21 protein-coding genes are annotated in these 9,342 nt (G+C 71.5%); 18 read left to right on the forward strand and 3 right to left on the reverse strand.

Annotated features, from left to right (window positions below; genetic code table 11):
* Positions 1–35: 35 nt before the first annotated feature.
* The 18 genes from ACFY61_RS10395 to ACFY61_RS10480 all read left to right on the forward strand — a co-directional run bounded on the left by ACFY61_RS10395 (position 36) and on the right by ACFY61_RS10480 (position 7,855).
* Positions 36–881 carry a hypothetical protein gene (locus ACFY61_RS10395; protein WP_389469602.1) on the forward strand — a complete coding sequence of 282 codons (846 nt, stop codon included), beginning with the start codon at positions 36–38 and terminating at the stop codon, positions 879–881.
* Positions 862–1,485: a DnaA ATPase domain-containing protein gene (locus ACFY61_RS10400; RefSeq protein ID WP_389469604.1), complete on the forward strand. Its 624-nt coding sequence runs from the start codon at positions 862–864 to the stop codon at positions 1,483–1,485. Before ACFY61_RS10395 ends, ACFY61_RS10400 begins: the two co-directional genes overlap by 20 nt.
* Complete coding sequence (locus tag ACFY61_RS10405; protein WP_389469607.1) at positions 1,482–2,855, forward strand: DnaB-like helicase C-terminal domain-containing protein; 1,374 nt, start codon at positions 1,482–1,484, stop codon at positions 2,853–2,855. Before ACFY61_RS10400 ends, ACFY61_RS10405 begins: the two co-directional genes overlap by 4 nt.
* A 9-nt stretch (positions 2,856–2,864) precedes the next feature.
* Entirely contained in the window at positions 2,865–3,182 is a 318-nt protein-coding gene (locus ACFY61_RS10410; protein ID WP_389469609.1) for a hypothetical protein, read from the forward strand.
* Positions 3,179–3,358, forward strand: coding sequence for a hypothetical protein (locus ACFY61_RS10415; RefSeq protein WP_389469612.1), 180 nt, complete (start codon positions 3,179–3,181; stop codon positions 3,356–3,358). Before ACFY61_RS10410 ends, ACFY61_RS10415 begins: the two co-directional genes overlap by 4 nt.
* Positions 3,355–3,648: a hypothetical protein gene (locus tag ACFY61_RS10420; protein WP_389469615.1), complete on the forward strand. Its 294-nt coding sequence runs from the start codon at positions 3,355–3,357 to the stop codon at positions 3,646–3,648. Before ACFY61_RS10415 ends, ACFY61_RS10420 begins: the two co-directional genes overlap by 4 nt.
* Positions 3,649–3,722: 74 nt before the next feature.
* Positions 3,723–3,947 carry a hypothetical protein gene (locus ACFY61_RS10425; RefSeq protein ID WP_389469617.1) on the forward strand — a complete coding sequence of 75 codons (225 nt, stop codon included), beginning with the start codon at positions 3,723–3,725 and terminating at the stop codon, positions 3,945–3,947.
* Positions 3,944–4,201 carry a hypothetical protein gene (locus ACFY61_RS10430; RefSeq protein ID WP_389469620.1) on the forward strand — a complete coding sequence of 86 codons (258 nt, stop codon included), beginning with the start codon at positions 3,944–3,946 and terminating at the stop codon, positions 4,199–4,201. Before ACFY61_RS10425 ends, ACFY61_RS10430 begins: the two co-directional genes overlap by 4 nt.
* Positions 4,202–4,349: 148 nt before the next feature.
* Positions 4,350–4,664, forward strand: a complete 315-nt coding sequence (locus tag ACFY61_RS10435; RefSeq protein WP_389469623.1) for a hypothetical protein — start codon at positions 4,350–4,352, stop codon at positions 4,662–4,664.
* A 71-nt stretch (positions 4,665–4,735) separates the two neighbouring features.
* Complete coding sequence (locus ACFY61_RS10440; RefSeq protein WP_389469625.1) at positions 4,736–5,032, forward strand: hypothetical protein; 297 nt, start codon at positions 4,736–4,738, stop codon at positions 5,030–5,032.
* Positions 5,029–5,274 carry a hypothetical protein gene (locus tag ACFY61_RS10445; protein ID WP_389469628.1) on the forward strand — a complete coding sequence of 82 codons (246 nt, stop codon included), beginning with the start codon at positions 5,029–5,031 and terminating at the stop codon, positions 5,272–5,274. Before ACFY61_RS10440 ends, ACFY61_RS10445 begins: the two co-directional genes overlap by 4 nt.
* Before the next feature lie 3 nt (positions 5,275–5,277).
* A complete protein-coding gene (locus ACFY61_RS10450; protein ID WP_389469630.1) occupies positions 5,278–5,559 on the forward strand; it encodes a hypothetical protein in 282 nt (93 codons plus the stop codon).
* Between the two features lie 2 nt (positions 5,560–5,561).
* A complete protein-coding gene (locus ACFY61_RS10455) occupies positions 5,562–5,747 on the forward strand; it encodes a hypothetical protein (protein WP_389469633.1) in 186 nt (61 codons plus the stop codon).
* Positions 5,744–5,947 carry a hypothetical protein gene (locus ACFY61_RS10460; RefSeq protein WP_389469635.1) on the forward strand — a complete coding sequence of 68 codons (204 nt, stop codon included), beginning with the start codon at positions 5,744–5,746 and terminating at the stop codon, positions 5,945–5,947. Before ACFY61_RS10455 ends, ACFY61_RS10460 begins: the two co-directional genes overlap by 4 nt.
* Complete coding sequence (locus tag ACFY61_RS10465) at positions 5,944–6,141, forward strand: hypothetical protein (RefSeq protein WP_389469637.1); 198 nt, start codon at positions 5,944–5,946, stop codon at positions 6,139–6,141. The genes ACFY61_RS10460 and ACFY61_RS10465 overlap by 4 nt, the downstream gene beginning before the upstream one ends.
* Positions 6,142–6,361: 220 nt before the next feature.
* A complete protein-coding gene (locus tag ACFY61_RS10470) occupies positions 6,362–7,012 on the forward strand; it encodes a hypothetical protein (protein ID WP_389469639.1) in 651 nt (216 codons plus the stop codon).
* Positions 7,009–7,191 (forward strand): hypothetical protein, encoded by a 183-nt coding sequence (locus tag ACFY61_RS10475; RefSeq protein ID WP_389469641.1) that lies wholly within the window; start codon positions 7,009–7,011, stop codon positions 7,189–7,191. The genes ACFY61_RS10470 and ACFY61_RS10475 overlap by 4 nt, the downstream gene beginning before the upstream one ends.
* Before the next feature lie 31 nt (positions 7,192–7,222).
* Positions 7,223–7,855, forward strand: coding sequence for a hypothetical protein (locus ACFY61_RS10480; protein ID WP_389469644.1), 633 nt, complete (start codon positions 7,223–7,225; stop codon positions 7,853–7,855).
* Between the two features lie 43 nt (positions 7,856–7,898).
* Here ACFY61_RS10480 and ACFY61_RS10485 read toward each other — a convergent pair whose 3' ends face one another.
* The 3 genes from ACFY61_RS10485 to ACFY61_RS10495 form a co-directional block, all read right to left on the reverse strand.
* Positions 7,899–8,309: an NUDIX hydrolase gene (locus ACFY61_RS10485; protein ID WP_389469646.1), complete on the reverse strand. Its 411-nt coding sequence runs from the start codon at positions 8,307–8,309 to the stop codon at positions 7,899–7,901.
* Positions 8,306–8,941 (reverse strand): NUDIX hydrolase, encoded by a 636-nt coding sequence (locus ACFY61_RS10490; protein WP_389469649.1) that lies wholly within the window; start codon positions 8,939–8,941, stop codon positions 8,306–8,308. The genes ACFY61_RS10485 and ACFY61_RS10490 overlap by 4 nt, the downstream gene beginning before the upstream one ends.
* A gap of 122 nt (positions 8,942–9,063) precedes the next feature.
* On the reverse strand, positions 9,064–9,309 hold the full coding sequence (locus ACFY61_RS10495; RefSeq protein ID WP_389469651.1) for a hypothetical protein: 246 nt from the start codon (positions 9,307–9,309) through the stop codon (positions 9,064–9,066).
* Positions 9,310–9,342 lie beyond the last annotated feature (33 nt).

Below are 9,342 nucleotides of genomic sequence, written 5' to 3' on the forward strand. Positions count from 1 at the left end.
CCACCACCCGCACCAGCCAGAGAGAAGCCTCACCTATGGCTCGCATCCGCTCGATCAAGCCGGAGTTCTTCACCTCCCTGACGATCGCCGAGCTGCCGCTGTCCGCGCGTCTCACGTTCATCGGCTTGTGGACCTACGTCGACGACAACGGCGTGGGGCCGGCGGACGCCCGTCTGATCCGGGCCGCGATCTGGCCACTCGAGGAGGCTCCGGACATCCTCCAGAGGACTCGGGAAGATCTCCAGAGTCTTCACACGGCCCGTCTGATTGCCCTCTACGAGGACTCCGGACGCCCTCTCGTAGCCGTTTGCAACTGGTCTGAGCACCAGAAGGTCAGCCACCCGCGCAAGCCTCGGTTCCCGCGCCCTGAGGACCTCGCTGACCTGCGTAAAGACCCCACTCCGGAGGATCTCCAGAGCCCTCCGGAGGATGACGAGAGCGCTCCGGAGACCCTCCGCCCTGAGCAGGGAGCAGGGAGCAGGGAGCAGGGAGCAGGGAATAGGGGGCGCGCGAAGGCTTCGCCTTCCGCCGATGCCCCTCCCCGAGCCGACGTTGAGCGCGTCTGCAAGCACCTCGCCGACATCCTCGAAAAGAGCGGCAGCAAAAGGCCGGACATCACCGCCAAGTGGCGTGACGCGACGCGCCTGATGCTCGACCGGGACGGCGTCACCGTCGAGCACGCACTCGCCGCCATCGACTGGGCCCACAGCAACAGCTTCTGGCAGGCCCACATCCTCACGCCAATGAAGCTCCGCGAGAAGTACGACCAGCTGCGCCGACAGGCCAACTCCCAGCCGGGCCGCCAGCAGCAGCCCGGCCCGGCCACCGCATCCCGACACATGACCGACGAGGAGATCCGCGATGCAAGCGTTTTCGGCTGACGACGACCCGCACGGCTCGTGGCTCGACGAGCGCCGCGCCCAGGCTGTCGCCGAGTTCAGCAAGACCATCCCCGCCCTCTACCGAGACGCGATCGACCTGCACCCCGAGGTCGCTGCCTGGGCGGACCGCGATGACACCGCGCCGAGCAGCCTGTTCCTGTGGGGCCCGCTCGGTGTCGGCAAGACGCACTCCGCCTGGCAGGCCATCGCCCGCTGGATCGCCGCGCACTTCGCCGGCGCCTACCGCGGCACGCCCGTCGTGCAGTCCTGGCGGTCCACCGCCCTGTTCGACGCGCTCCGCCCCGACGACACCGGCGGCACCCCGAAGACGCTCATGAAGCAGCTGCAGACCGCGGACCTGCTGTACATCGACGACGTCGCCGCAGCCCGCGTCTCCCCGACCGGCTGGACCCAGGAACGTCTCTACGAGATCTTCGACGAGCGGTACATCAACCGCTTGCCGATCCTGATCACCAGCGACGTCAAGCCCGGCGAGATCAGCCACATCGTCGGCGAACGCGTCACCTCCCGCAGCGCCGAGATCTTCCGCGGCGGCGTCGTCCACCTCGGTGGAGACGACCGGCGCAAGGCGGGTGCCCGGTGACCACCGACACCGACCTGTGGGGCACCCCCCTCGACGACGCGCCCGCCATGCCGCTGAGGCCGGCCGACCCCGACGCCGAACGGATCCTCGCCGCCGCCGTCATGGTCCGCACCGACCTCGTAGACGACCTCGCCGCCCAGGGCTTCGACCCCGCCGACTTCACCATCGACCGCTACCGGTGGATCTGGTACGCCGTCGAGGAGATCCGCACCAGCCTCGCCCCCGGCAGCATCCGCTGGGAGGCCATCGACCGGCAGCTGCAGGCCTGGCTGGCCGACGGCCGCATGACCACCGTGCCCGCAGCCCGCGACGAACTCGCCCAGCTGTACACCGAAGCCTCGCCGGCCAGCGCCCCCTGGGCGGCCGAACGGATCACCAAGAAGGCTGTCGCCGCCCGGCTCGTCGCCCACGGCCACGCCGTCATCGCCCGCGGCAACTCCGCCGCCTTCGACCCGGACGAGGACGTCGCCGCCGCCCAGCTCGAACTCGACAACGTCGTCCGCGTTGGCGCCGACAGCGAGACCATCCTTGCGGGCAGCCTCATGGCCGGCGTGCTGGAGCGAGCCGTCACCCCTCCCACCAACGAGCACCGGATTCCGACCGGCTTCCTCGACCTCGACAGCCTGTTCTGTGGCGGCTGGGCCCCAGGCCAGCTCATCGTGATCGGCGCCCGGCCGGCCATGGGCAAGACGACCGCCGCCCTCGGGTTCGCCCGCGCCGCCGCGATCCACAACGGGATCCCGACGCTGGTCGAGTCGCTGGAGATGGGCCGCGACGAACTCGCCAACTCCATCGGCAGCGCCGAAGCCCGCGTACCCCTGCACCACATGAAGCAGGGCACCGTCGACGACCAAGGGGCGCTCCGCCTCGCAAAGGCGGCGGCGAAGATCGGCCCGGCGCCGCTCCACATCAGCGACGCCCCCGGCCTGTCCATGCCCGCCCTCCGGGCCAAGGTCCGGCATCTTGCCCGCACCGCCGGCCTCCGGCTCGTGATCATCGACTACCTGCAGCTGATGCAGGCGCCCAAGGCCGAGTCCCGCCAGGTCGCCGTGTCCGAGCTGTCGCGGCAGATGAAGCTCCTTGCCAAGGAGTTCGGCATCACCGTGATCATCCTGGCCCAGCTCAACCGGGGACCCGAGCAGCGACAGGAGAAACTCCCGCAGGTCTCCGACCTCCGCGAATCCGGATCCATCGAGCAGGACGCCGACATCGTCCTTCTGCTGCACCGCCCCGACGCCTACGAGCGGGAATCCCCGCGCGCCGGCGAGGCCGACTTCATCGTCGGCAAGCACCGAGGCGGCCCCACCTCCACCATCACCACCGCCTTCCAGGGTCACTACGCCCGCTTCGTCGACATGGCCAACACCTAGGAGGCCCACGTGACTGACCTCACCCCCGAGGACATTGCCGCCGCCCGCGGTGAAGGGGACCTCGTGGCCCTGCTCCTCATGGCCGCCGGCATCAGCCCTGCAAAGCCTCCGCGGCAGCGGACCACCGAACCCGACCTCGCCCCACTCGACATCCCCCACCCCGGGGCCTGGCCCACCGGTACCCGCCGGGCCGCACCCGGCCCCACCATCCCCGGTCCCGCGGTCGACGCCGCCCTGCGCGACTACCGCCGCTGGCTGCTGGCCGACCGGCCGCCCGCCAGCACTCACTGCCCATGCCACGGCTGCTCCCTGGGAGGCAAGGCGTGACCGTCACCGACACCTGCCCCGCCTGCCTCACCCCGGCCATAGCCCCGGTCGCCGCCCGCGCCCGCGGCCCGCACATCGTCCACGGCTACCGATGCCCCCACTGCCGGCATCAGTGGGCGACCGCCCGACTCGCCACCGCCTACCCCGCCCGCGACTACCACCAGGACGCAGCATGACCGACCAGCCCCGCATGGAGGCCGTGCACTACGGCATCCCCGTCGCCTACCTCGGCCACGAGGGCGCCATGCTCGCCCTCGGCCACCACGACCCGAAGCGCGTCCTCGCCGCGTTCGACGCGCACACCCGCCGCGACGGCGAGACCGTCGCCGGCTACGCCGACTACCTCACCCCCCGCTGGGCCGTCTTCCGCGACCCAGCGCCCGAGTACGACGGCTGCATGTGGACCGCCGACTGGTGCGACCCGGACGCGCCCGGCGCCCAGCCCGTCACCCTGCTCGACCTCTAGCCCACGCAGGACGCCCCCGCCGTGGTGAATACGGCGGGGGCGCCAACAAAGCCTCTCACGAACGGAGAACGCCGATGAGCTACCCGCCCGCCGACGATCGGCTTCGTCAGCTCCTCGCCCAGGAAATCAACCTCAGCGTCGACACCTGGAAACTCGCCCTCTGGATCGCCGACGGCATCGTCAAGAACCCGGACATCCGCGCAGAGCTCGACCGCATCGCCGACGCCCACCACGCCGGACAGCCCTGCGGAGACCGCCACTGCGGCCACTGCTTCGCCGCAGCCGGAGGCCAGCCGTGAGAGGCCCCGCCCGCTGGCCCCTCACCACCCACCAAGCCACCGTCCTCGCCGCCGTCGCCGAAGCCGGGGACGCCCCGCTCGCCGAGATCGCCTACCGCCTCGACCGCCCCCGCTCCTGGGTAGCCGCCCGGCTCTCCGAGGCCTACAAGCGCCTCGACGTCGCCTGGATGGACCGCGACGAACGCCGAGCCGCCGCCGTCCGCATCGCCCGCCGGCGAGGCCTCATACCCACAGAGCCGCCTGAGGCAGCCTGAGGCGCCGCGAGAGTCGCGCGTGAAGTCAGAGGCGCCGCCGCTCCGTTAGGCCGCCAGGCGGCCGTACAGCCACCCGCACGGGCCCACCCCGGCCCGACCCTCCACCATCCCACCCGACAACCGACCCGCACACAAGGAGAAGCCAGCCATGTCCATCTGGACTGCCGCCTACCTCGCCTACGGCCTGGAGATCCCCACCCGCGACACCGACGAACTCGACGAGATCCTCGGCCGCCTCGACGGCGACGTCGGCCACCTCGAGGCCGGGCCCTACGACCGCGACCGCCTCTACCTCGTTACCGCCTGCCACGACGCCGACCTCGGCGCGCCCGAGACCGTCGACGTCCCCCACGACCCCGCCGTGTACGGGGCGTGGGACGAGCAGCTGCGCACCGCCCTCGCCGTCCTCGACCTCCCCACCGGGCAGGCGTTCACCTGGCACCTCATCGCCAACCAGGACTGACCCCGCCCCCGCCGGCCGCCTCACCCGGGGCGGCCACCCGCCACCCACACCACCGGAAGGACCCGCCGCCCATGACCGACATCCGTATCCCGATCGAGCCGATCCACCTCACCGCCGGCACCGTCGCAGAACTCGTCTTCCTCGACCCGAACCGGCCGCACACTGTGCCGGACGAGCGCGGCTGCCCCGACTGCGACGGAGACGTCTACGACTCCGGATGCCCCGCCTCGGGCTGCACCGGATACGCCTGCCCCGACTGCGGCACCGGCTGCGACCTCGACTTCATTTCCGCTGACGACGGAGGACGCTGCGCCCAGGCCATCGGCGAGGACAACGCCGATGACACCGCCGAGGAGGCCGCAGAATGAGCCAGCAGCCCGCGGTCGACGTCTGGGACCCGCGCCTTGACCTCATCGAGGCTCTCGAAGCCGCCGACTGGATCGGCGATGTCGACTTCCCGCTCTCGCTCCTCCGCAAGAACGGGGCCTGCCTCGGAGTCACCAACGGCTGCATCAGCCTGACGGGCCGCAAGGGCTGGACCGTCGACTTCCCGCTGGACACACCGGACGCGGTCGTCGTCGCGGCCTGCCTGGCAGCAGCCGAGGAGTAGGCCGTGTTGACCCTGCTCCTCGTCGCCGGTGGGCTCGCCCTCGGCTACCTCGCCGGCCGCGTCCGCCCCGCCCGCCGCGCGTCCGCCTGGGCATGGCGGCAGATCGACGTCCGCCGCACACCGCGCACCTCGTGGCGCTGGTGGGCCGCACAGCTGGTGTTCGCCTGCGAGATCGCCGCCATCCTCGCGACCCGACCACGGGAGACCGTGCGCGCGTGGCAGCACCGCAACGCCCCGCCTCCACCGCGCAGCCCCGCGCCCGTCCTCCGCCCCATCGAGGAGTAGCCGTGTCGGGCCTGCTGATCACCTGCACCGTCATCGTCTGCTGGACCGCCCTCGTCGCCCTGGCCATCGTCTGCCTGCACCGCGGGTCCCAGCAGCAGCGGGAGGCCCGGCAGGCCAGCCGCGGCCGCCACGCGGCCCACCACCACCCGTCCTGGGCCCACATCGACCCCCACGGAGACCAGACATGACCCCCGCCGCCGAACTTCGCGCCGCCGCCACCCGCCTCCGTGAGCACGCAACCGAGGCTTACCTCGCCCTCATCGGACCGGCCCTCGCCGACTGGCTGGACGATGCGGCCACCGACGCCGAGATGATCGGCCACAACCCGCACGCCCTCGCCGTGGCCCGCGCCATCCTCGGCAGCCCGGTAGACAGGAGCAGCCGATGAGCGAGCCGTACCCCGCCGATCACGCCTGGGTTGTCGAACGCCGCGGAGAGACGGACTGGCTTGTCGCCAGCATCCACTACGCCAGCCGTGCAGGGGCACTCGCTTGCCAGGCCCGGCGCGAGCAGCAGTTCCCGGACCGTGAGCACCGCATCGTCCGCGTCACCACCACGTACTCCGTCGAGCCCGCGCCGTGACCTCCGAGCAACTGGCCCTGTGGGTGCCGGAGCCGTGCCACAACGGCACCCCGCCGGCACCCACACCCCGGCCCCGCACCAATGCCGCCGACCGGCTCCGCGCCCTCCGCGAACGGCGCGTCGAACCCGAAGCCGGCCGGGCCGTCGGCGGGCGACGGCTTTGGACGCCCGCCGGCACCGAGCAACCCGTCACCACGATCAACCCCTCAGCGAGGTACTTGTGAGCCGCTACGACGACATGAGCAACGGCGCCCGCGAACTGCTCAACAATTTCGATGAGATCGACCTGGCCGAGATGCTTGCCGCCCGGCCCGCCGAACGCTGCGGTGCCCAGCTCCCCAGCCTTGACGGCGGCAGCCTCCAGGAGTGCGTCCTCCGCCCCGGCCACCAGGGCAGCCACGCCACCCACGACGACACCCGCTGGGTCGAGAAGCCTGCCGCCGGCTACTGCCCGCACTGCGGCCGCGGCGACGTCGCACCCACCGCCGACGCCTACGAGCAGCAGCGGCAGCGCGCCGAGCAGGCCGAGGTTGCGCTCGCCCTCCTCCACGCCGGGGAAGAGCCCCACCTCGACGAGCACACCGTACCCACGCCCGCGCAATGGATCTGGCGATGGAACCGGGCCACCCCCGAGCAACGCCTCGAGGTCACCGAGCGAATCATCGCTGAGGCCGAGCGTGCCTCCACCTGCCTCCTCATGGCGCACGAGAAGCGACTCCCCGATGCCGAGGCCGCGCTCGCCCGCGTCCGCGCCCTCGCCACCGACGCAATGACCCACCATGCCGCCGGTTCCAACGACTACGAGATCGGTGTGCACGACTTCGCGCACACCGCCCTCGCCGCCCTTGACCTCCAGGACCCCCGACCGTGAACGGCTGCCCGCACGACGTAGACATCTGCCCGGGCTGCGGAGGCGTCCGCACCCACCGCTGGAAGCTCACCGATTCAGACGTCGAAACCCAGACCCTCTCGGACGGAACGCAGATCTGGGACGAGACCTACACCTTCACCAGCCTGCCCGACCCCTGCGACAGCGACCCCACCACCTGACCCACCCCCGCGCCGCCGCTAGGAGAACCACGTGAACACGCACTGCCTCCGCTGCACCCGCGCTCTCTGGCACGACGAGCCAGCCATCTGCCGCCACTGCGAAACCCTCACCTCCCGCCAGCTCCGCGAACTCCCCGCCCTGTTCCAGCACGCCGACCAGACCGCGGCCCTGTTCAAGACCCGCACCCTCGACGCCGGCGGCAGCGGACAGCCCGCACACGGCAGCCCGGTACGCCTCGCCGTCCTCGACCTCACCGCGAACGGCGGCACCGTCGCCCGGCTGCAGGCCATCGAGGACGCATGGCGGCAGGCCCTCGCCTGGGACATGGGCGCCGACCGGCGGCGCACCGACATCGCCGGCGTCGCCACGTTCCTGACCAACAACCTGCGGTGGGCCTGCGAAAACTACGGCGAGATAGCCGACGACCTCGCCACCATCGCCCGGCTCCACAGCCAACTGTCCGGCATCCTCACCGGCGAACGCCCCGCCCGCACCTTCGCCGCCTACTGCGACCAGGACGGATGCGGCGGCCAGATGGCGATCACCCTATGGACCCGCACCGCCACCTGCTCCGAATGCGGCACCCGGTACGAGGGAACCGAGCTCAAGCACCTCCGGACCGAGTTCGATGAGCCAGCGTCGGGCGGCCGGACCGCGGCATAACGAAGGCCCGCCACCCAGCAGGGTGGCGGGCCTTCCGGCGTTTCTAGGCCTTGGTTAGTGTCTCGTCGAGGTAGGCCTGCACCGGTTCGAACAGGCCGTAAGGCACGTAGTCGGGGATGTCCGTGTGTGACACCCATTCGACCTCGGCGATCTCGTCCTTGTCCCCGACCACCGCCTCGCCCTCGAGGAGCGAGCACGCCGTGTACGACATGAGTCGGCCCGTCTTCGGGTGCACCCGCTCGCCGAGCAGCCGGACCGCGGCCACGGTCAGCCCCGTCTCCTCCGCGGTCTCCCGCACGGCGGCCTCCTCGGGGGTCTCGCCGGCCTCGATGCCGCCGGCCGGGAACTGCCACATCAGCTCGCCCTCGCTGACCCGCCGGCGGATCATGAGCACGCGGCCGTCCGCCACGATGATGGCGGCAGAGATGCCCTGCTCAGTCGTCGTGTCGGTCATGCGGCTACCCCCAGGGCATCGAGGACCGGCCGGTAGATCCGGTCGGCGGGAATGAAACGGGTCAGGCTGGCGACCGGCACAAAGGCGGCCTCGGCGTTCTCCGCCGGGTCGAGATTCGCGGGCTCGCCCATCAGGTGGTCACACAGGACGTAGTCGGCCTGCACCCCGGTCGCGGGGTGGAGGCGGGACCCGAGCGGCTGCCGGACCGTGCAGTGCACGCCGGTCTCCGCCCGCGTCTCCCGCACCGCAACGGCTGCGGTCTCGGCGCCTGGCTTGACGACGCCGGCAGGGAACTGCCAGTGGAGTTCTCCACCGTCTCTGCGTTGGACGAGCAGCACATCGGCGCCGCGCAGGACAACGGCGATCGCGACGCGCAGGGCCTGAACCTGGCTGTCCGCTGGCGGTTGGGCGAGGCGGGTGAACCGGAGTCGCACAGGAGCAGGGGCCCTCTCGTAGACGGTGTCGAGCGCGTCCTGGATCTCAGCCCGCGGCACGATGCCCGGCCGCGCATGCCAGCCGGCCACCGTCTGCGGGTGCACGCCGATCCGGTCGGCGAAAGCCTCCCGGCTCATCCGCAGCGCGGCCTGCAGGTGGCAGGCCAGCTGCCCGGTCCAGGTGTCGATGACGTCCACAATTGCGCCTCCCGGCGTCCCGTGTCCGGCGATCTGTACGGCTACTGATCGTTGCCTATACGGCGGCTGTACGGCAGCCGCTCGTCGGCCAGTCACTCCCCGGGTTGACTCGAGACATGACCTCACCGCTCCCGTGCGATGGCCTCGGCCCGGCTCCCGCTGAACCCGAGCAGCGTGCCGACCTCTGCCCAGCTGCGTCCCTCGTGGAGGCCTCGGACGATCTCGCGCTGGAGGGCGAGCAGCGCGCGGTCGCCGGCAGCGAGCTTGGCCCGCTCGAGGCGGGCTGCTTCGAAGCGGGCGACGGGGTCTTCGATGGCGGCGACTGTGGCAGTGGCGTCCTCGATCGCGGCGATGGTGAGGTCGGTCATGGGGTCAGGGTAGGGGCGCATCTGTCCGGATTC

The organism is Streptomyces sp. NPDC012888, assembly GCF_042900645.1.
Taxonomy (GTDB): domain Bacteria; phylum Actinomycetota; class Actinomycetes; order Streptomycetales; family Streptomycetaceae; genus Streptomyces.